The 22,528-nt window shown below is 43.0% G+C and carries 17 protein-coding genes and 1 pseudogene; 2 read left to right on the plus strand and 16 right to left on the minus strand.

All coding sequences use genetic code 11. From position 1 onward, the window contains the following. From ABS301_RS25240 to ABS301_RS25265, 6 genes are read right to left on the minus strand one after another with little or no spacing between them, the layout of a single operon-like run. Positions 1-2,193: a glycosyltransferase family 2 protein gene (locus ABS301_RS25240; RefSeq protein ID WP_349674801.1), complete on the minus strand. Its 2,193-nt coding sequence runs from the start codon at positions 2,191-2,193 to the stop codon at positions 1-3. Continuing rightward, entirely contained in the window at positions 2,190-3,197 is a 1,008-nt protein-coding gene (locus tag ABS301_RS25245; RefSeq protein ID WP_349674802.1) for a glycosyltransferase family 2 protein, read from the minus strand. Before ABS301_RS25245 ends, ABS301_RS25240 begins: the two co-directional genes overlap by 4 nt. A 4-nt stretch (positions 3,198-3,201) precedes the next feature. Beyond that, positions 3,202-4,269 (minus strand): zinc-binding dehydrogenase, encoded by a 1,068-nt coding sequence (locus tag ABS301_RS25250; protein ID WP_349674803.1) that lies wholly within the window; start codon positions 4,267-4,269, stop codon positions 3,202-3,204. Between the two features lie 9 nt (positions 4,270-4,278). Next, entirely contained in the window at positions 4,279-5,469 is a 1,191-nt protein-coding gene (locus tag ABS301_RS25255) for a class I SAM-dependent methyltransferase (protein WP_349674804.1), read from the minus strand. Between the two features lie 30 nt (positions 5,470-5,499). Beyond that, positions 5,500-6,432 (minus strand): NAD-dependent epimerase/dehydratase family protein, encoded by a 933-nt coding sequence (locus tag ABS301_RS25260; RefSeq protein WP_349674805.1) that lies wholly within the window; start codon positions 6,430-6,432, stop codon positions 5,500-5,502. 24 nt (positions 6,433-6,456) lie between these two features. Continuing rightward, on the minus strand, positions 6,457-8,391 hold the full coding sequence (locus tag ABS301_RS25265; protein ID WP_349674806.1) for a thiamine pyrophosphate-binding protein: 1,935 nt from the start codon (positions 8,389-8,391) through the stop codon (positions 6,457-6,459). 397 nt (positions 8,392-8,788) lie between these two features. Between ABS301_RS25265 and ABS301_RS25270 the strand changes: the two genes are divergently transcribed. Beyond that, positions 8,789-10,135 (plus strand): cell wall-binding protein, encoded by a 1,347-nt coding sequence (locus ABS301_RS25270; RefSeq protein ID WP_349674807.1) that lies wholly within the window; start codon positions 8,789-8,791, stop codon positions 10,133-10,135. 229 nt (positions 10,136-10,364) lie between these two features. Beyond that, positions 10,365-10,772, plus strand: a complete 408-nt coding sequence (locus tag ABS301_RS25275; protein WP_349674808.1) for a hypothetical protein — start codon at positions 10,365-10,367, stop codon at positions 10,770-10,772. A gap of 48 nt (positions 10,773-10,820) precedes the next feature. Here the strand turns inward: ABS301_RS25275 and ABS301_RS25280 are convergent, their stop codons facing one another. The 10 genes and pseudogenes from ABS301_RS25280 to ABS301_RS25325 form a co-directional block, all read right to left on the minus strand. Beyond that, positions 10,821-10,970: a hypothetical protein gene (locus ABS301_RS25280; protein WP_170072174.1), complete on the minus strand. Its 150-nt coding sequence runs from the start codon at positions 10,968-10,970 to the stop codon at positions 10,821-10,823. 399 nt (positions 10,971-11,369) lie between these two features. Beyond that, positions 11,370-12,041, minus strand: coding sequence for a hypothetical protein (locus ABS301_RS25285; protein WP_349674809.1), 672 nt, complete (start codon positions 12,039-12,041; stop codon positions 11,370-11,372). Between the two features lie 201 nt (positions 12,042-12,242). Beyond that, on the minus strand, positions 12,243-13,190 hold the full coding sequence (locus ABS301_RS25290) for a hypothetical protein (protein WP_349674810.1): 948 nt from the start codon (positions 13,188-13,190) through the stop codon (positions 12,243-12,245). A gap of 17 nt (positions 13,191-13,207) precedes the next feature. After that, on the minus strand, positions 13,208-13,939 hold the full coding sequence (locus ABS301_RS25295; protein WP_349674811.1) for a LytR/AlgR family response regulator transcription factor: 732 nt from the start codon (positions 13,937-13,939) through the stop codon (positions 13,208-13,210). A gap of 9 nt (positions 13,940-13,948) precedes the next feature. After that, the gene (locus ABS301_RS25300) at positions 13,949-15,802 is read right to left on the minus strand and encodes a sensor histidine kinase (RefSeq protein WP_349674812.1); all 1,854 of its coding nucleotides are present in this window, start codon (positions 15,800-15,802) and stop codon (positions 13,949-13,951) included. A 239-nt stretch (positions 15,803-16,041) separates the two neighbouring features. After that, the gene (locus ABS301_RS25305; RefSeq protein ID WP_349674813.1) at positions 16,042-20,169 is read right to left on the minus strand and encodes a hypothetical protein; all 4,128 of its coding nucleotides are present in this window, start codon (positions 20,167-20,169) and stop codon (positions 16,042-16,044) included. Between the two features lie 89 nt (positions 20,170-20,258). Further along, positions 20,259-21,275 (minus strand): cadherin-like beta sandwich domain-containing protein, encoded by a 1,017-nt coding sequence (locus tag ABS301_RS25310; RefSeq protein WP_349674814.1) that lies wholly within the window; start codon positions 21,273-21,275, stop codon positions 20,259-20,261. 63 nt (positions 21,276-21,338) lie between these two features. Next, positions 21,339-21,584: a phage tail protein gene (locus ABS301_RS25315; RefSeq protein ID WP_349674815.1), complete on the minus strand. Its 246-nt coding sequence runs from the start codon at positions 21,582-21,584 to the stop codon at positions 21,339-21,341. Between the two features lie 43 nt (positions 21,585-21,627). Continuing rightward, entirely contained in the window at positions 21,628-21,879 is a 252-nt protein-coding gene (locus ABS301_RS25320) for a phage tail protein (protein WP_349674816.1), read from the minus strand. 262 nt (positions 21,880-22,141) lie between these two features. After that, a pseudogene (locus ABS301_RS25325) lies at positions 22,142-22,357 on the minus strand (transposase domain-containing protein); the annotation flags it as partial. Between the last annotated feature and the right edge of the window lie 171 nt (positions 22,358-22,528).

The following is a 22,528-nucleotide window of genomic DNA, read 5'->3' on the forward strand; positions in this document are numbered from 1 at the left end:
TTAAACCTCTAACTGATAGGGTTCCCCTATTTTTTCTTTCTTTAAATCCCTCAGTGCAAAATTGGATTTGCGAAGAGTTAAATTGGGGTTATAATAGGGATCACCGTCCCGTAAAATATCCGGCCATTTATCTGAAAATTTCTTAATTTCCCGATTGAAGCGTTCCACCTTTTCTGGTGTGTCCTCCAGTCCTCTGGACTTTGACTCATAATGGTAGAACAGGGCATAGGGCGCGTAAACAACCAGTTTATTTAAGGAACGAATCTTCATGCAGTAATCAATGTCATTAAATGCAACCGCCAGATCTTCGGAAAATCCACCTGCCTGATCGAACAGGGACCGCTTGCTCATCATACAGGCAGCGGTAACCGCACTGTAATTTCTTGCGCACATGGCCTGATTGAAATAACTGCTCTCCGCCTTATGAAGACCAATAAAGGTATGGCCTGCGATTCCGCCGAAACCAACTACGACTCCGGCATGCTGAATGGTATCATCGGAATACAGAAGCCGTACTCCTGTAATTCCTACATCTTCTCTCTGGCAGTATCCTAACATCTCTTCAATACTCTCGGGATTGATCAGTTCCGTATCGTTATTTAAGAACAAAAGGTACTCTCCCTTTGCAAACGTAACACCAAAATTATTAATGGCAGAATAATTAAATTCTCTTTCCCATGTTACAACATGAACAAATTCAAATTCTTTCTGAATCTTCTCATAGTAGGCAAATGTTGCCGGATCCGCGCTGTTATTTTCCACTACAATGAATTCCAGATTCTTATAAGTTGATTTTTCAATCAGGGAACGCATGCATAAATCCAGGTCTGCACTGTGGTCCTTGTTTGGAATAATCACAGATACCAGAGGATCTCCCGTAATTTCAAATGTAGTGTGGTAGATGCCGTAGTCTATGCCCTTTTCAACGGACTTCACAGGAATTCCCAACCGGTCATAATGGGCTTTCACAGCTCTGGCGCCGGCTTCAAATGCATAGAGTTTGCTTTCCGGATTACTTGCTGTTGAATCCTGATGGCACCGCCAGTGGTAAAGTGCTTTTGGAATATGACAGATTTTCCTTGCCTTCTCCGTACACCGTAAAATAAAATCATAATCCTGGGCTCCGTCAAACTCTTCCTTAAATAATCCCACTTCCAGAAGCAGTTCATGGTTTACCACAAACAAATGGCAGATATAGTTGACACTGGTTAATAAATCCGGATTGAAGTCAGGTTTGAAATGGGGCTCAAACAATTCCCCTCCATCGATATCAAGCTTATCTTCATCGGTATAAACCACATCAATCTCAGGATCCTGATTAATGGCCTTTACACATTCAAACAGTGCATCAGGCGCCAGAGTATCGTCATGATCTGCAAGAACAATGAAATCACCGGTAGCCATCTCAATAGCAGCATTGGTATTGCCGGAAATGCCCTTGTTTTCTCCCAGTATCACATAACGGAATCTTTCATCCTTTATGGCGTAGCGCTTTAATACCCGCTCCACACCTTCTCCCTTTGGACTTCCGTCAGCCACACAAACCTCCCAGTTTGTGTAGGTCTGGGCAAGAAGGGAATCAAGCATTGCAGAAAGGAAACGTTCTGGTGTTTTGTAAGCAGGTATGACAACGGAAAGTCTTGGCATATAGTCAAATACGGTCTCTTTCTGCTGTGCCAGCTCTTCCTCCGTTGTTTTTGTAAGGGATACCCATTCCGGATAATCGTAATCGCTGTCAATGCCCTGAAGTTTATGTCTGGATTTGATGACAAAGGCCTTAAGTCCGTTTTCTGCAAGAAAATCCATGGCAGACTGCAGGGTCTGCTTATTCATCATACTCTTTAATTTTGCTGACTTTTTGTGGGAAGAGCTGTTCTGCTTTTCAATAATATCTGCATTCAGCTTTACCGCCACTGATTTGTTTTCACATTTAATCACCAGAGTCCGGTCTTTTTTACTGTCCCTGACATATGGAATCCGAATGTCAAATCCAAGATCTTTCTCAACCGTCTTCTTAAAATAAATCTGGCTTACATCGTCTCTGCGTACCGGTACGTATTTGAATTCCACAGGGGTATCCTGCTCGTCAAGCACCTGGAACTGTACCTCTTCCTGTGGAGTTCTTCCGATCACCCAGCCGTTTAATACGATGGAATTGTCCCGGATCCTCATAACATCTATCTTATATTTCATCTCTGATTCCCATCCTCCATGGAGGCTGCCATAAGAAGCAGATCCTCATCTGTATCTTCCTTTGCACCGCAGGTAAAATTAATCCGCTCTTCTTCAATCACAAGAGGACGTTTCATAATGCGGGCATTGATGGAAAGAATATACTCCCCTACAAGACCGATAAAAAATATCTGAACGGATCCTAAAAAGCACATACCAATGAGGAGAGGTGCCATTCCAGCAGGGAAACGATCCCAGTAAATCAGCTTTAAAATCAGATAAATCAGGGCAACCATCATGCTGGCGAAGGAGCAGATACTTCCGAAAATCGTTGCCACACGAAGTCCGACCTTGGTGTAGGAAGTAATGCTTAACATGGCTGCATCATAGAGCTTAAAAAAATCATTGCTGGTTTTTCCTGCCCGCCGTTTGGGCTGCTCATAAGGAATCTCTTTTCTTTTGAAGCCAAGTTCTGCCACGATTCCCCGAAGAAACGGAGTGGGATCATCAAGCTGTCTTAAAACGCTAATAAATGTCTTATCATAAAGTCCAAATCCGGTAAAATGTTCGATCTGCTCCACATCGGACAGTTTTTTAATCATCTTATAGTAACAGCTTCTCAGCCAGTACATGATCTTACTTTCTTTGCTGGACTTTTTAATTCCGATTACGATTTTATAGCCGTCTTCCCATTCTTTTACGTATCTGGGGATCATCTCCACCGGGTCCTGAAAATCTGCCGCCATCAAAATCGTACAGTCGCCGTCCGACTGAAGCATGGCATAATATGGGGAGTTGAACTGTCCAAAATTTTTCGCATTAAAGATTCCCTTTACCCCCTGGTCCTTTGAGCACAAATTACGGATGATCTCCCTGGTTCTGTCCGCGGAATCATTATCAATAAAAATCAGTTCATAACGGTATTTGTTCAATTCCCTTTTAAAAACGCCTGATATGGCCTGATACATGGCTTCTACGTTTTCTTCCTCATTATAACAGGGAACTACAATGCTTATTGTTTTCATCTGTTCACTTCCCATCTGTCTTAACCATCACTTTTATTAAATCTGCAGGTTTTTCTTTCATCATCTGGAGCGCAGTCTCCACTTCATCCAGTCCATGCAGGTGATGGGTCACCAGCTTCTGGGGATTAATTCTGCCGTACTGTATCATCTTTAAAAGGCGTTCAATCCGGATTCTTCCGCCTTTTGCCAGTTCTGTATGAATGGTTTTTCCAGCCATACCCCTGCCCCCCGAAAATTTAGGGAAAGCAAGACTTCCCGTACCGCCGAAATAATTTACATTGGAAATGGTTCCAATTCCATATCTGGCCATATCAACAGCCTGGGTAAATACCTCATCACCGCCTCCGCAGATGATAACGCCATCAGCGCCCAGACCGCCGGTCCGTTCCATCACCTGATCAACGATATTGCCGTTTTTATAGCTTAAAACCTCTGTCGCCCCATATTCCAGGGCAAGGCTGGTACAGACAGGTCTTGTTCCCACTGCAATGATCCGGGCTGCCCCCAAATGTCTGGCGCCCTCAATGGCCATCAGACCGATGGGACCAATTCCCATAACCACTACCGTATCGCCAAACTGAATATCTGCGTATTCCGCTCCTGTAAAGCCGGTAGTCACAACGTCCACACACATCAGAGCCTGTTCCAGAGTAACTCCCTCAGGAATCTTTGCCAGTGTGGTATCCGCATCTGGTATGAGAAAACGTTCCGCAAATACGCCGGGAATGGATCTTCCCAGCTGATGACCGGAAAACGGAGCAGAGGCATGCTTATAATTTCCTTCCTGAATGCCCATGGCTCTCCAGTCGGGTGTTATGGCAGGAACTGCAACAATTTCTCCAGGCTTAAAATCTTTTACCAGATCTCCGGTTTCTAAAATCTCCGCCACACATTCATGTCCCAAAATGAGATTCGGAGCTTTTCTTGAACCTCCGCCGTAAACGGTATGAACGTCTGAGGAGCAGGGTGTCACAGCAACAGGTCGAAGAATCGCCCCATAAGGCGTAAGCTCCGGCTCCGGCGCATCATGCCAGCCCACTACTCCCGGTTCAACTAAAACAAATGCTTTCATACTTTTTTCTTATATCCTTTCCAAATGATTGGATTTCAACGCTAAAATCTCCACATTCCGTCCAAATTTTTCCACAATGGATTTAGCGATCTCTTCTGTATAGCCTGGTGCCACGATTAAAATGGCATCTACCGGATCCGTAAGGAAATGATCCGGTGCGACGATAGGCAAATGGGAAGCAGGTGCAAACCGTCCCTGTTTAAAGGATGCTGAATCGATAATATATCTGGCGAAATTCCCGATTACCGTTGTGGATGCCAGGGTAAATCCCTGATGACTGGCTCCCCAGATCCCAAGGCTTTTTCCTTCTGACTCTAATTCATCAACCAGACGTTTCAGTTCCTCATCGATGACCACCCGGCTTTTAAGCAGACTGGAGACATCCAGTCTGTCGGGATTTTTCCTTCCCGCGTTCTCGTTTACAGTCTTTTTCTTTCTGACAATCACGGACAGGGTGTCCCGGTTAACCATCTCCTCTTCAAGCACTTCGAAACCGGCCTGATCTGCTGCAAAACGAAGCGTGTCAAAGGTATAATAAGCGATATGATCCCGGATCAGTTCGTAGTAGCCATCGTATTCCAGAATATATTCAAGGCTGGGCACGGTAATCAGTCCCACGCCATCCTCTGTTAAATTATCTGCAATGCAGCAAAGCATCCCCACCGGATCCGGCTGATGTTCCAGATAGTTAAAGGACAAAAATCCATCATACGGGCCACTGGTACTTCCATCGGGAGACATAAGGATCTCTCCCACCCCTGCAAACTGCTTCCAGACGTTCAGTCCTTTTTCTTTCCCAAGTGAAACCAGGCTCTCCCTGTGCTCAATCCCGCATGCAGTAACGGGAAACCGGGAAAGAACAGAAAGAAATTCTCCCTGACCGCAGCCAGCCTCAATTAACTTCTTTCCTTCCAGGTGGCAGAAATCAATAAAATGCCGGTACTGGCGTTTTCTTAGTTCCACCATAGTGGTGCTGAATCCGCCTGACCGGATAACGTCCTTATAATATGGTACAGGCTCACAATCAAACTGAACCAGACCGCAGCAGCTGCACTGATGCAGATTTAAACTGATTCCTGTGTCTTCTGCCAGATCTTCCATACCCGGGATATCCTGTGCTGAAGCCGGCATGTGATCCAGGGTCATCAAAGGCTGCCCATTAAGCTCCTGTCCGCATACAATACAAATCCTATCTCTCATACCACAAAATTTCCTCCATGTCAATCCCTTTTAATAGCCGCAGGTCTTTTTCACTCCCTCAGTAAAGCTTACAAGAGGGGAAAATCCCGTGTCTTTCTCCAGCTTACTGATGTCCGGAATCAGATTTGCAAGTCCCTCTGCATTGGGACGTCTTCTTCCGTAGCTGTAGCTGCCATGAAATCCCATGGTTTCATACATCTGCCGTATGTATTCCCGCAAGGGCTTTGTTTCCCGTTCCGGCGCTGCTACATTATAAATTCCGGAAACCGATTCTTTTTCCTGTTCCATTAAAAGTATCAGCGCCCGGACGCAATCCTCCAGATATAAAAAATTCCACATTTGGGTGCATTCCCCTAGAGAAATGTATTCTCCTCTACCAAATGCTCTTAAACAGCTTTCCACCAGAGACCAGGGATGATCTCCCGGTCCATACACGCTGAAAATTCGCGCATGGATATACTCCATGGATGATATCCCTTCCTGCTGCCACTGGTTCGTCTTTTCTGTTGCCTGTTTTAAAAAGTCCAGCTTTGCCTTTCCATATTCAGAAACCGGGCTGCAGTCAGTTTCCTCAGAAAGGGGGCCTTTGTGAATTCCGTATTCTGCCTGGGAACCGCTAAAGAGAAAACGGCTGCAGCCTAAACGTCTGGCTCCCTCTAATGCCTTTAAAGCATCCACCACATTCTTCTGCTGGACTTCCCGTTTCATCCGGTTCTCACTTCCGGATCCATCCCAGCCAAAATGGTAAAAAGCCTGACAAGGTCCAACAATCACCTGATCCAGTGTATCTAGCTCACCAAGTTCCCGTTCTATTATTACCAGACCGTCTTGATTTGACGGAAGATGTCTTAAATTCCCCGAACCGGGGCGAACCACCGCATATACCCTGCTGCCCTGTTTTAAAAGGCAGTCCGCCACAGCTCTTCCCAGGAAGCTGGTCGCTCCTGTTACAACAACGTTCACCTTATTTCCTCCCTGTATAAAAATCTAGTCCCTGATCCGGGGAATAATCATATTCCGATCCATCTCTTCCTCAGAAAGGAACGGGGACAAATCCTCTAAGGGAGGAGAAACCATGGTTCCATCGGGAAGCCGCTTTGCCGCTGATTTGGGTTCAAAATTTTGATCTCTGCTGACAAATACTTCGCAAATCACCGGACCGTTTACAGACAGGGTGCGAAGGAGCGCCTGGTCAATCTCACCGTTGTGGCGGGCTCTGACATAGGGATAACCGTATGCAGCAGAAAGTTTCTCCATATCGGGGAAGCTTAAATCTCTGCTGTCATCTCCGATTCCTACAAGGGGTTCTCCAAAATAATTCTTCTGGGTCTGGCGAATGGAATGATAACCGCCGTTATTAATAACGAATATCTTAATGGGAAGGCGATGATGTATAATGGTCTGCAGCTCCTGCAGATTCATCTGGATACTTCCGTCTCCTGTCACCAGAATGATGTCTTCTCCCGGATCTGCCTTGGAAATACCGATGGCTGCAGGCAGATCATATCCCATAGAGGCCACAGCAGAATTGGAAATAAAGCGCTGGCCCGGTTTTATCACATAAGCATGACCGCCTACCACACAGGCTGATCCATTGCCAACCACGGTAATCCTGTTTTCAGGAAGACGGGAGCTCAGTTCATATATAAATGCATAAATGTTTACTTCCTTGTGGTCATCCTGGCTGTAATGCTTTGGAAGAACCACTGGATAGGTCTCTTTCCACATGCGGCATGTCTCATTCCAGGTAAGGGATTCAATTCCTGTTCCGCCTTTAAAGAGAGGATCTTCCCTGGTTGCCATAAATTCATGATCCAAAAGATCTTCCATCACTGCCAGCAGATCTTTCACATCTGCATGAATCCGCATATCGGAATGTACAGATGGTTTTTTTAACTCCTCGTGATCAATATCATTCACAATCACATAAGCCTCTCTGGCCCAGGTTGCAAAATTATATCCAACCTGACGGATACTTAAACGGCTGGCCAGGGAAAGCACCAGATCACTGTTTTGAATGGCGAAATTACCGGGACGGTCTCCCATTCCACCACCTCTTCCGGTATAAAGAGGGTGGGCATCGTAGATGCAGTCCTGGCTGTTCCAGCCGGTTACAACAGGAACGCCCAGCTTCTCTGCAACACGCATAAAGGCATCATGAGCCTGTCCGATGCGGATACCATTCCCTGCATTAATCACAGGGCGGGCGGCAGCTTTCATCTTTAAAAGGACCTCACGTACTGCTTTCTTATCCGGCTTTGGGGGCAGTATCTGACGTTTTTCTCCAAAACCGCTCTCGTCCTCAGTTATCCTGGCATCATTGGCAGAAACCCATCCGTCTCCCCCATTTTCATAATCTTCCGGGTCAAAGCCAATGAGATCGTCAATTTCTGCGTAAGCACCCTGCACATTCAAAGGGATGTCTAACCAGGCAGGTCCCGGACGGCCAGAATACGCAAGATAAACTGCTTTTTCCAGACAGTATCGGATTCGCATGGGATCAATCACCATCTCGCTGTATTTGGTCATGCAGTCAACTGCTTTTGTAATGTCAAATTCCTGATCTCCCATGGCACGGATTCCTACGCCGGACCATCTGGCGGTGGTATCGTAGCGAACCTGCCCTGACAGAATCAGCATGGGAATGGAATCCAGCCAGCCGCCTAAAACTCCGGTTATGGCGTTGGTACCCCCCGGGCCTGTGGTCACACAGACAGCGGCTATCTGACCCTTGATTCTGGCGTAGGATTCGGCAGCAATGGCGCATGCCTGCTCATGATGATTATAGAGACAGGTAAGCCCTTCCTGATGTCCCAATGCATCGTTTAAATGCATGGCACCTCCTCCTGTTACCGTAAACACCTGGGAGATCCCAAGCTCCACCAGCCTCTGGGCTATATAATTGGATATTTTCATTCTCATGTTATTTTCTCCTTTATTAAGGAATGGTAATTATCTGTCTGTGATTATACCACACCGTACTTTATTTTCCTATTAAAGTTTTCTTACTTTCTAAAAGCTTCCATTTTTCCAAAAAACATGCTTTCTTTGGCAACTTTACCAGTTATGTAACCTTTGTTTGCCCGCTCAGCCTTCTATTACAGGCAACTGCCGGTACTCTCTTGGTTACAGCGTTTTGGCGCATTAAGGGTAACCCCTGCCTGTCAACAACTTTTCTCCTGTTCTGTTAGCTCCTTCCATATCTGCCATCAAACCACACTTTCTTTGTTCCTTTCATTTACGTTATAATCGCAGAGTAATGCAACTATGGATTTTCGGCCACGATAAAACTTACTGCAAAAAAGGAGAGAACATATTTATGAAAAAGCAAATTAAATTGATGGCTGTATTATCCGCTGCCGGTATTTTAACTGCAGCTGCCCCACAGATGGGCATCTTAAACACAGCCTCTACTGTCTATGCCAAAGCAACTGGCTGGGTAGAAGAAAACGGTACATGGAAATTCTATGAGGAGGGTGATTACTACGCCACTGATTCCTGGAAGAAGTACGGAGAAGACTGGTATTACTTAAATGAGGATGGCGAAATCGCTGTCGGTCAGAAAGTTGATGAGTACTATGTAGACGAGAGCGGAAAGAGAGTATCCAATTACTGGGTATCTGTTACCAATGACAGCTACTGGGACTCCCCTGATTCACCGGAAAATTACTGGCATTATTACGGAAAAGACGGAAAAGAAGTCGTTTCCAAATGGCAGAAGATCAATGACAACTGGTATTATTTTGACGAACAGGGTCAGATGCTTACTGGCAAGGTAGAAATCGCTGGTTCTACTTATTACCTGGGTAACGAAAATGACGGCGCACAGAAAACAGGCTGGTTTGAGCTTGAAAGTGCGACAGAAGATTCCGACCATACAAATGCTTGGTACTATTTTGACAAAGACGGCGTTATGGTTAAAGATCAGGTAGATAAAAAAATTAACGGTTCTTACTTCACCTTTGTAAATGGCGAAATGCAGACCGGCTGGTACAAACTTCCTGTAACAGCAACTCCTTCAGAAGCGGCCGAAAATACTGACAACAAGACTTCCGCAGCAGGCTATCAGTACTATGATGAGAGCGGTGCAAGAGTCGATGGCTGGAGAGAAATCGAAGGCATCGAGGGCATCAGCGCAGAAGGCGAACAGCACTGGTTCTTCTTTAAAAACGGTGCTCCTTACTTTGCGAAAAAGGGTATTGAATTATTCACTGTAAACTCCCAGAAATATGGATTTAATACAAAAGGTGAAATGCAGACCGGTCTTAAGGTTGTTAATCTGGAAGACGGAAATACTGCAAACTTCTATTTCGCAGACAACGGCGTGATCAACACTGGAAAACAGTCCATTACGAATGAAGATTCAGGCGACAATCAGATCTGGTACTTTGTAACTTCCGGAAGCAAGAAAGGTCAGGGCTTCCACGGTATTCTTGACGATACACTTTATGAGTATGGTTTAAGAAAACAGGCTGATGCGGATTTAAGAGTTGAGGCATTCACACTTAACGGCAAAAACTATCTGGTGAATACCAACGGTGTTCTTCAGAAAGCTTCCTCCACATCTAAATCCACAGCAAAACCAGAGCTTGGCGCAGGCTTCAGAGATTTCAAAGACACCAATGAAAAAGTTTATGTTGTTGATGTAAATGGTATTATTCAGTAAATAGAACACCTTTATAAATGAAACATCCGTTCAATTGCCAAAAAGCCCGCAGCGTAACAGCTGCGGGCTTTTATTTGTTTTTAACAATTATAAGAGTTGTAACTATACAAAATGCCTAAATAGTAATTTTTTTATCGATATTCCTGTTTTTGCGTTATATTTTTGTCGATTTAACGTTATATATATAGGAGTAGATTGTTTATCAATCTATAAAAAAAGGAGGAGACCAATGAGAGAACTGTCCGTGTACTATTGTTCCAAATGCGGGTATTATGGTTATTATCAGCTGGAGAGGAATGCGGTATGCCCAAAGTGCAAGGTGGACATGCTTGCTTTGTCCATCAGCTATCAGGCTTTCATGGATTTGTCCTGTGAAGAAAGGGACGAATTGCTTTCCTCTCAAATCATTGCTTCATCGTCTCCCTATGTAAAGCGCATTCTTGTGCCTCACAAAGTGAATAATAACCGGGAAATCATTGCCCGAATGGGAGACCGCATCACCGAACTGGAGATTGAAAATGAAAAACTGAATAAAACCATTGAATGGATGCACCAGACAATTTGGGAAATGGTACGTAAAAACAAAGGATTAAATATAAATGATCAGGATGAATCCCATAAGGGGATTGATCCCTGACAGGGACATTCCGGGAGTGCCCCCCTGCACTCCTTAGCCATCCCCCTGTCAGGCGATTTTGTCAGTACTTATGTAACGTCCGATCAATCTGTTCAGCGTCTGATTCAACCTTTCAATCACTTTATGGAGTCTCGAATTTTCTTCCATCAGCTTCTCATTCTCCATCTCTACAATCCGCAGTTTCTCAGCATCTGTCATAAAGATACCCCCTCCTTCTTCTGCTTTTCTTGTAATCAATATAAGTCCTTTCTAAGTGTTTGAAAAGTGAATTTTATCGCATTATTCGACATTTTTTACTATATTTTAGCCAATTTAATCTTTTAATCTATGATCTTTTTAAAAGAAGTACTACATATGCCCTGTCCATATTAGTCTGGCACTAGATATGCGATTGCCATCAATCTTATATTGTCGACATAATTGATATTAATTATAAAGGTTTTTCCGATAATTTTTTAATTTATCACACGCTCTTTTGATCTCGTCAGATTTTTCACATATATAATGCTATATATCTATTTATTGATAGTCCAACTTCAATAAGCCGGCACTAAGTCCGGCTGAAAAAAAGAGTTCTATTTTTCTGTACTATTATACTCACGAGTTTTTAAGCCTCGTCATGAGAAGAGGGAGCTTAAGCTCGTCTAGCACTTCGTTAATATAAAACAGCACTGGAATCGTTCCATCCGTCTTTCTGTCACCGGAAAGGAACCAGCAGACAACTGCATCATTGGGAAGAGATGCAGACAACGCGTATCCCGCTTTTTTAAGCAGATGCTGTATTTCATCAATTCCAAGTCCAAGAGAAATGGCAATCGCCAGCAATGTCTCCTTCGACGGCTGTTTATAGCGCTTAATGTATTGCAGCATCCGTTCACTGACGTTGGCCGCGTCACAGATGGACTTGCACCTTCCTCTCCTGCCATTTAACAATTGTCTGAAATACCCGCTGAAATCATGATCACTGCTTAGTGAAAGACCTGCCTTATTAGCCAGAAGCTCGGTTTCCTCTGCTGTTAAATGAAATATCTCTGCGCAAGAGGCGATCAACTGTATCTTGGACTGCCTCGTCTGAGTGCTGCATGGGTGATTTTTCCACCAGGAAACGGCCTGTTTATTAACTCCCAGTTTCTGATAGACCTCCTCGAGCAGCCTTAAATCATTTGTTTTCTTATAGTCTTTGGCCAGATTATTTAATGCAGTGTAGAAGCTTTCTTCCAGTATTACGCCATGATCATCCAGCCATTGTTTAGTTTTTTCATAATCCATTTCATTCCCCCGCCTTCCTGAAACCGCTATTTTGTGTGGTTTTTTGTACAAAAAGAAGCCAGCTGATTTGTGACTATCAGCTGGCTACATTATATCTGCATTTTTTTAATTGGAGGGGGGATATCCCTAAGATGCGAAAAACCGCCCTAACTGGTAAATCAGTGGGGTTAAACGGTTTATCACAGGTTATCAGAAACTACCTTAACCCTGATAACCGTCGTAATCAACCGTGCCGATACAGGTTAGGTTTAAGGTGTTTTTTAACAGGTCTCCTGGAGAGATGAAGTATTCATACATATCCTCTAACTTTTGTAAATAAGGTACTGCATCATTGTTACCGCCGTCTATTCCATTGGCAAAAGTCTTTACAAATTGAATGCAAAAACGGGTTACTTCTATAATAAGGTCATCCGACAGTTCATAAGAGGCCGAAAGCTCCGTTTCATTCTGGTTGTTACTAAGCGCTTCATATAGCTGGTCAATTGCCTCATCCACATTTTCGTCGGATACGGGGCTGTTTTCCACATCTGCCTGAAATATTCGGTTGTTATAGCTGGAAGGATCCTTTTGTATGATTTCAATAATCCGGTCAAGCAGGGGAAACCCTGGAGTGCCCTTTAATTGAATCTCATACGCATCTCCTGCTTCCTTATAACAATGATAAGCAAACTGGGAGCACATCATTGCTTCTCTGCCCTTGTATATTAAGGCATCTTCCAGTTCCATTAAGATACCCATGGAAAGCTTCACAATCCTTGTTACAAGGCCTTGAAGCCCTGTATCACCCAGTATGTTGTTGGTGATACAATAAAGACCGATAAACGGAAGCTGGGCATGTGCATAGGGCAGCTTCTCACTGACATAGCGGGCTGCAATATCTATGACTGGCTGGCAATTGTTATTTCCTGGATTTAACCGCATCACATAGGCGGTTCTTGCTGTTCTGGTAAGGATGGTGTCCTCGAGTGCATTGGGGGGCGTTTCCTCAATCACGGTTCCTACAGGCTTGTCCGGTCCGCAGCTTAAGGCGGTATGGCTTACTTCTGATCTGGTAACCCAGGCAATAATTTGGGATATCTTTTCGTTATTCGGCTCCAGTAAAAGGATATCTCCTGCCTTTAGTTCACTTACTTTGACTTTTTCACCCATCGTATTTTCCTCCTGAATTAATTAAAATATTGTTTCAGTTCTTTTACTTTATTCCGACTGACCAGTATTACATCGGAAATGTCCTTAAAATACATATCATAGGTATAATTAATCCGTGGCCGGAACCTGTCTGCTCTGGATAAATTAGCCAGATAGCATTTATGAGTGCGGAAAAATGAATTCTTTTTCAGCTTTTCCTCATAAAAATTCAGAGTTTTATTTCCACGGAATACGTGATCCCTGGTATGTATCATACAACCCCCTTGTAACGCTTCTATATAAAATATATCAGACGCCGGAATCAGAACAATGTCTTCCTCGTTGAACCCGCAGATCATATCTAAATTATAATCATACTGTCCGCTGATCTCCTGGTATACATTTTGTCCGGCTGTGGTACTCTTTAATTTATTCAGGCACTTGTAAAACCGTTCTTCTGTGTAGGGCTTTAATAAATAATCCACCGCATTTAATTCAAATGCCTTTGCTGCATAACCATTATACGCAGTTACAAAACAGATTTTAGTTTGGGGATAAAGGCTGCTGATCTGCTCAGCGATATACATTCCGTTAATTCCCGGCATATCAATATCCAGAAACAACAGGTCGCATGGGTTTTTTAGTAAATACGCCAGCCCCTCTCTGGAATCAGAAAAAGCCGCTGCCAAAGAAAATTCCTCTTTTTTCTTCAGTATATCCGTAAGATATTCAATTGAATTCTTTTCATCATCAATGACTACAACCTGCATACTTGCATATTACCCCCTCTTTGGTATCTGAAAACTGATCTTTGTTCCAATTAACCACTGGCTTTCAATGACCAGCTGGCTTTGAAAACAGATATTAAGCCGGTAATTGATATTGCTGATTCCAACTCCTCTTTTCGAAGCATCACTCCTGCCAACGTTTTCAAGAATTTCGGGTCTGATTCCTCTTCCGTTATCCTCTACACTGATCAGCAGCATCTCCCCTTTTTGCATAACCGTGATACGGATATTCAGCTCACCCGAACTATATCCATGCTTGATGCAATTCTCCACAAGCGGCTGAAGGGTAAGAGGGAGAATCTTGTTTGTGAGAAGCTCATCAGGTGCATCGATGGTAAGCTTTAAGGCACCATTCATTCTCACATTTTCCAGTTCCACATAAGCATTTACCAGATCCAGTTCCTCCCGTAACTGATACAGAGTATAAGTTCTGTAATCAAACCGGTATTTTACTCTCAAAAAATCAGACAGACACATGAGCATATTTTTTGCTGTCTTCCCATTGGTGTCCATAAGATAGTAGATGTTATGAAGAATGTTAAACAGAAAATGAGGGGAAATCTGGGCCTGTAAAGAGGCAATCTCCATTTCATGGGCCAGTTCGGACTGGCGGAAGGTATCTTCCACATTGACTGCCAGAACATATCCCTGACTGAGAAGAAAAAAAAGCACTCCGAAATAGTAGAAATTAAAATCGCTTAAATATTTTACTTCAATATTGTGCTGGATATCCACAAGCTGCAGGGCACAAGACATCACATATACACAAAAGCCCAGCAAAACCGGTCCGGCATTGGGCTTTTTCAGCTGGAACGCTCTGGAAATCTTCAAAAAATAACAAAACGCATTAATAAACAGAATCGGTATAAATACCATATTGTCGTACAAAGCAGGCATGACTGGCAGACAAATAAGAATTGCAGCATAGAAAAAATCCATAATCTTTAAAAAGCGGATCGGATGAGTTGTTCCCAGCTCCGGATACATGCTCCACAGAAAGAACTGAATGGATGTAATCTGAACCATAAAGGACACATACTCTATTTTCAGAACTGCATCGATGGAGAGGAATGATAAAATACTGACCAGACTCTCGCCATCTATAATAGACGCAGAAACCAGCACAGAGATACAAAAAATCCACAGAGATACAGACTGTGCTTTTTTATTCAAACACCAGTTGAAAACATACAGATAGCACGCCATTCCAGCGAGAATACCAATAAATCCAATATTTTTCATCAGATTGAGAAGATGGAACCGGAACAGAGGCGCCTGTTTTCCAAAATAGACGGGAAGTACGATTCCCCCATTATTACAATGAAAATTAGATACTTTAAGTCTGATCACAACATCTTTTTGATCTGTATGAAAGTACACAAACTGCGGGGCCCAGCTTGGAATTTCTTTATTCTTATCTGCACCGATTCTTCCGTTTTCTATAATCTTTTTATTATTTATGTAAAGCTGGTAAGCACTGGAAACATAGTTAAGCTTCATGCAGTAATCACCGGGCAATGGAACGCTTACACGGAGTTCATATATACCGACGCCGTGCTTAGCCAGCTTCTTTCCATTCATTACTTTTCCCCGCCAGCTTCCCGGAACGTCCAGGCTGCCTGCTGTCTGGGGGACGGTATCCTCTAATGTATCTTCATAAAACTTCCATGTACCATTTAACTGAACTGCCTTATCTTCCACATTTTTATCCGACAGGTCCAAAAATCCATCGGATATGGGATAGGAAACATATTGATTCCGGATACTTACCAGCCCTGATATCAAACATACTGACAAAATTAAAAATAACAGGGCTCTTCTGTTCTTCTTGTGTTTTTCTTTCATTATATTTTAATTTTTCCCCCGAACCCGATACCCCTCATGTTTCAAATACCATGCATTTTTGTTTATTTTACTATTTCTGGAAAAATATAGCAATATAAATATTTTACCACTTTGTAAATGAAAGGAAAGAGAGCCGACGGACAAGTTTCTTGCCGCATACTCTCTTTCCTTTTCGTATCTGAAGAATCTTATATGCTATTACAGTGCAAATGGGTTAATGAAGATTTTATCCTTCTGTTTTAAGAAATACGTTCCCCATCCGATCCCACACGATGCCCATCCGGAGTTGTGGCGTCCTTAAGCATGGAACCTTTTGTTTCGTCTGCTGCTTCACTGAAATAATACCATTTTCCTTCAATCAGATTCCAGCCGGTATACATATAGCCTTTCTTTCCGTCACTGACCGGATTTAAATAATACTTATTACCTTTGTACTCAAACCAACCAGTTACCATATAACCTTTTTCATCAAAAAAATACCAGTCGTTTGATCCCTTCCAGTCGGTGTACACCCACCTGTTTGCCGGGCTGTTTCCATCTTTTCCAGTAAACCTCCAGCCATTTTGGTCCGATTGCCAGTTCCCGGGGTAATAATGGTCATCGTCCCCACCTTTTCGCATGCCAGGCTCTGTAATGTCTCTGTCATCATCGTCATCACTGCCATCTCTCGGCGGTTCTTTCACTCTGACTGTAAACTCATCTGTAAACTCTTTTTCATTTCCATACCGGTCGGCTGCGTAATAAATAACCTTAACCGTTCGTGTTCCTGTTCTGGTAAGATTATATTCCAGATCATACTGACCCTCTGACAAAACTGTTTTTTTGACTGCATTTGAGGGACTGGCTTTCTGATATTCGGTTACCTCAAGCCCCTGTGTATCTAAATCCTCTCCCAGTGTATAGCTGACTTTATCCGGTCTTTTCGTCACTTTGATCCGAATGGTATAATACTCCTGTTCTTCCTCTTCTTCCAGAACTGTTAAATGAATGGTTACTTCCAGAGAAATTCCATCGGGATTAGCAACGTTGTCTGGCAGTACTACGGTTCCGTCTACGGTAAAGGTTTGTTCTTCACTGATGAGCGGATCATAGGAGCTGGAATCCAAATCCCAGATTACATCCGCCTGGACGTTTCCGGCATCGGTTCCCAGCGTAACTCTGGATGGAATTCCCAGGGCAGTAACTGTTTTGGCAGTTCCGTTCGTAATTCCTTTTATGGAAGGCAGTGGATAAACTTTTTCCAGGATTTTATCATTCAGTGACTCTGCATCGACTGTTACTTCGACTGTAATATCCAGCGATACACCATTAGGGTTAATCACCTTGGCGGGAAGAGCCACGGTTCCTTCTACCTCGAAGGTCTGGGCTGTTTTCAGGTCTGGATCATAGGAGCTGGCTGCCACCTTCCAGGTTACATTGGCGGAAACGGTTCCGTTATCCGTCTCAAGGTCCACAGTTACAGGCAGGCCAAGTGCCGTGGCTGTTTTTGCTGTACCGTTTGGAATTCCTGTTACAGGGGACAACGGTGAAATACTTTCCAGAACCTTATCCACCAGCACTTCTGCTTTTACAGTTACATTAATTGTTACATCCAGCGATAAACCGTCAGGATTATAGACTCCCGAGGGCAATGTCACGGTTCCTTCCACAACAAAGGTCTGCTCTGTTTTCTCATTTGGATCATAAGAGCTTGCTTCTACATCCCAGATTACATCCGCGGGTACATTACCTGTATAAGTAGAAATATCTAAATGTCCAGGCAGCCCAAGCGCAGAAGCTGTTTTTGCTGTACCATTGGCAATTCCCGTCACAGGATCAGGGGAAGGAATTGACATGACAGGATTTTCGGTTGCTATAAAGATTATGGTATAAGTTTCGGTGGAATCTGCAATTCCATCATTCGCTTTAAATACCAAGGTATGCGAACCTGTGGTGGTGGGCTTATAAGAAAAGATATTGTCTGCTGTCTCTTCCGGTCCACCATCAATCTTTACCTTGTAGGTCAGAGGATCATTGTCTGCATCCTGAAACAGATCCATTAAGGTCACATTAATTGTAGTGTTGACAGGGTTTTCCCATGTAGACGTTTCTTCTAATCCGCTCTTTCTTACAGGAGCAGTATTCGGTGCTTTCACATTAAGAGTTACGGTGTAGATCTCTGTTGAATCACTAATTCCGTCATTGGCGTTGAATACGAGTGTATAAGTTCCAACTGATGGCGGTGTAAAGGTATAGCTCTCATCAGCTGCCATTTCGGCTCCATCATTTACTTTTACTTTATAGCTGAGAGCATCCATGTTCTCGTCTTCAAATATAGTACTTAAATTAAGCGTATATGTGTTATTGACTTGAATATTTTGGGACTGAACAGCTCCCACTCCGTTTTTCCTCACTGGTATTGTATTAACCGCGGAAAGTTCCAGCGTATAGGTATCTGTGGAATCTGCTTTTCCATCATTGGCTCTAAATACCAGTGTATCCGTTCCTATTACGGCGGGAGTGTAGGAATAGCTCTCATCAGCGGCCACTTCCGTTCCTCCGTTTATCTTTACCTTATAGGTTAAATTATCATTGTCAATATCCTCAAATATTGTATTCAGGCTAATTGGGTATGCTTTTTTAACTGGGACGCTGCCTGTTACGCTTGCATTTACGCTGGTCTTTCTTGAGGGTGGCGTATTTAGTGCTTCCACATTCAGGGTCACGGTGTAGGTATCTGTTGAGACATCGTTTCCGTCAGTGGCTCTAAATACCAGCATATATGTTCCCGGTGCCGCCGGTGTGTAGGAATAGCTGTTGCTTGTTGTCTGCTCTGCTTCCTCGTTTACTTTTACTATATAAGCCAGAGCATCCTCATCCGCGTCTTCGAAGATTGTATTTAAATCAAGAGTGAAGTCCGTACCGGCTGTCATGTTTATTGAAGTGGAAGCTTCTATACCACCGATTCTGGATGGAGCCGCATTAACAGCTGTGAGTGTCACCGTATAAGTGTCTGTAGAATCCACAGTACCGTCATTAGCCATAAATACAAAAGTATAGTCACCTGCAGTTGACAAAGGATAAGAATACTTCTCTGCTGCGGTCACGAATGACCCGTCGTTTACTTTTACCTTGTATGTCAGAGAGTCGGTGTCTGGATCCTCAAAGATTGTGCTTAAATCCAGGGTATACGAGGTTTTAACCGACAGACTGCCTGATACAGATGCTCCCACACCGCTTTTCCTGACGGGAACATCGTTTACGCTTTGTATATAAACCGTTGTGTAGACCGGTTCCGAATTATTTGTATTATCCGTTGCTGATATTTTTACTGTTCTTGGGTTTGTATCTGGTTTTACAGGATTTGTATTGCTGTACCTTATTGCTTTTATTAAAGCTGCAACACTGCTATCACTGGCATTGGCATTGAGCAAAACAGAAAGACTCATTGCTGCGCTGTTTACAGAATAGGAACCGATTGTTGTTCCTCCATATAAAACATTGCTTCCAGACAGCGTAATACCACCTGTCTGGGAAAGCTCCAGCACGTCTTCTGTGGCAACTCCATTACCAGTAATAGAGGCAGTGACAGAACCGCCGTCATAGGTTCTGCCAAAATCGGAATCTACCTTCACGGTAACATCGCTGTCTTGATCCAGAGATACTGCAGATCCTCCTTCTGTAAATGACACTGTATTGCTATCCAAATTCGAAATAACCGGAGGTGCAGCTGCAGACGCAAGCGTTACACTTAAACCATCAAAATCAACATAATCATTCTCATCGTTTGGATCTGTGGATGCATTTAAGATTACCCGGATCATTTTTGTGTGTGAAGTCACATACAGATTGTCAAATAATACAGTTTCCCATTCTCCGACCTTAGATTGAGCTGTTGCAGATAAACTATTAATCGGCATACCCGTTCCTGTGGTATTATCATACAATTCAATGGTTAACTTCCCTATATCACTGGAGAGTTGCTTATAAATCTGACAAGATGCTGACAAATTGTAATAGCCAGGACTAGTGAGTATATAATCTTTATAAATAGCACCTTTACTATTATCTCCAGGGGGGGGATAATAAGAACAATACTCAATAATGTTTTCACTGCCATCTGAATCCATTGGCGAACTAGATCCAGCGTAATTTTGCAGATTATACTGATACCAGCTCCTAATCGGATTTCCACTCGTCTCAAAAAGACCACTTCGTCCATCAATCCTGTCTCCAATTCCACCCCAGCCATTAATTGACTTAGCGTCCTGGTCATCTTCACTTAAAATCTGCCCTGTCTCTGCATATACGCTCACTGGAATTGCAGACATTAGTACTGCTGCAATAAGAACGCTGCTCAAAAAACGCTTTTTTTTCTTTAAAACCATTCCATCACTCTCTCCGCTATGCTTCCCAGAGACATAAAGAGGGAAAACTTCTCACTGTTTATGCCGCTGAGAGATTTTATTTATTTAAATCATATGTTTTTATTTATATTAAAAACATAAGTTCTGTTGTCAACTCCTGTTTTTGATGTAACAACAAGATTGATCGGATTCATGCCATTACTCAGGGGAATTGGCTGACTGCTGTTATATACAGTGCCATTTAAGGTAATCACACAAACCGCCTCCGGATCTTCTGTGGTTGGAGTAACTGCAGTACTGACAAGCGTACTGGTGCTCAGATTATAACTATACGTTGTCTTTACAAATCCTGAAAAACGAATACCAGCTAATTTTACAGAAGACAGATACGGACTGCTTGCCCTTGTAACAGCAACCTGGTATGTCACTATATTGCCGCCCGCTGAAATCACCTTAATTTCAACTCCATTTGATCCTGTATTCACCCCAACAGAGGCTTTCCCGTCTACCAAAGTCTGCTCGTTCACGGTAACGGTTGCCGTAGTATTTGAAGCAACCGGGATCACTGTAATTTGATCTGAATCAAATCCGACATTTGCAGTATAGGACAAGGTATCAGAATGAAACACAGGTGTCAGCGTAACTGTACTCCCATTCTTATCCTTTATTGCAAGAGAAGTCAGAACGGCTACATCTGTTTCTATCAGTTCCAGTTCCATGACAGACGCGGCGGATTTATTGACCTGTAATCCCCCCTCACCAGGGACCCATAGTTTGAAATATCTGGCACATACCGGTCTTAACAAGACACGCGTACATATATTGTCTGTATTGCCAGTTACAGAATCCACTATAGTCCAATTGGTTCCATCTAAACTGCTCTCCAGCCGAAATGAGGTCATACAATAATTTTCTGGCCAGCCAGCGTTACTTCCTATGCTGTTTACTGTCCACTGTCCCACCCAGCAGGACTTTTTCAAATCAACACACAGCCACCCGGGCAGCGCAGCGCACAGCCATCTGGAGGTGGGGTCACTGACTATTCCGTTTACAGCTCTGCCAGGCGCATAAGGATCGACATAACTGCTTGCAGTTATATCTCCATTCAAAGCCAAATTTATACCCATATTTATCTCATCAATCCTTTCCAGTAAATTGAAATACGGTTATTCATCAATATCAGAATTGAACTAATTCCGATTAGGGAATATGCCATCTGTCACAATGACGTAACGGATATTGGGGTGGGGTTCAAATCCTCTTAGATTAGGAACACGAAATGTAGTGGAACCATTTCCCCCAAACTTACATCCAATTACAGCAAATAGAAGCTGATACTCCTGAATCTGGTATTCCTGCCCATCACAGTATAATGTATACACAGGGGTAAATGTATAAGGCACAGGAATGATTTCACCTATTAAAAATTCATCCATGCATTTTCTCTCCTTTCCATCCATGAATTATAGCTGCTGAAAATTAAGATCTCATGGGGTACATCCCCATAACCGCTATGTAATACCTCATCTGGTTGGTGGTTGCAAGAGGATTTGCATTTCTTAAATCGGGTAATTTAAACTCAGTGGCTCCATTGCCTCCAAAAGTAGTCCCTATCAGAGAATATAATGCCTGATTTGGCATGATCTGCATTGTTCTTCCATCACACAGAGCCCAGCCCCTGGGTTCAAAATCATAAGCAAATAGCTGAATCTGACCAATATAAGGGTCCATAATAATTTCCTCCTTACTCTCATTGTTTTAAATAGTGCGGATAGGCCCAAACTCTGCTGGTTGGGCAGTCTTTTAGCGCTATATCTTACTGTAGATATCTTATCATAACGCATAAGGGGAACTGAAAACCCGAAATAAATTTTGACTTTTTATTTTAGAACATATTATTATAAAAAATAGGAGTGACTGGTATACTGTAAGTGTCAAATAAGTTGGTGTATAGAAAAATAGGCAGCCTCTGTTTATAAGTGAAGGCTGTCTGTTAACAGCAAAGTTTTTGAATCATCGGATCCCATGGCATATATTCTTCCAGATATTCTGGATATTCAAGAAATGAAGTTCCGGGAATATCGCTGAGAATGAACTTTATGTACTTCCATGGATTTAATCCATTGGCTTTGGCTGTTTCAATTAAAGTATAGATACCCACACTTGCTTCTGCTCCTTTGGGACTTCCTGAAAACAGGCATTTCTTCCGCTTATGTGCTATAGAACATATATCCATGCTCAAGAATGCAAAACATCTGCAAAGGAAAAGGCGAAACAAGTAGCGGATAAACTTCGCGAGATGAAATTAACTTCGGCAGCTAAAAAGTAAGCGCTTAATAAAACAGTGCCTTATATAATGATTAAGATCCATGTCATAATT

This window comes from Lacrimispora sp. (genome assembly GCF_031982545.1).
Lineage (GTDB): Bacteria > Bacillota > Clostridia > Lachnospirales > Lachnospiraceae > Lacrimispora.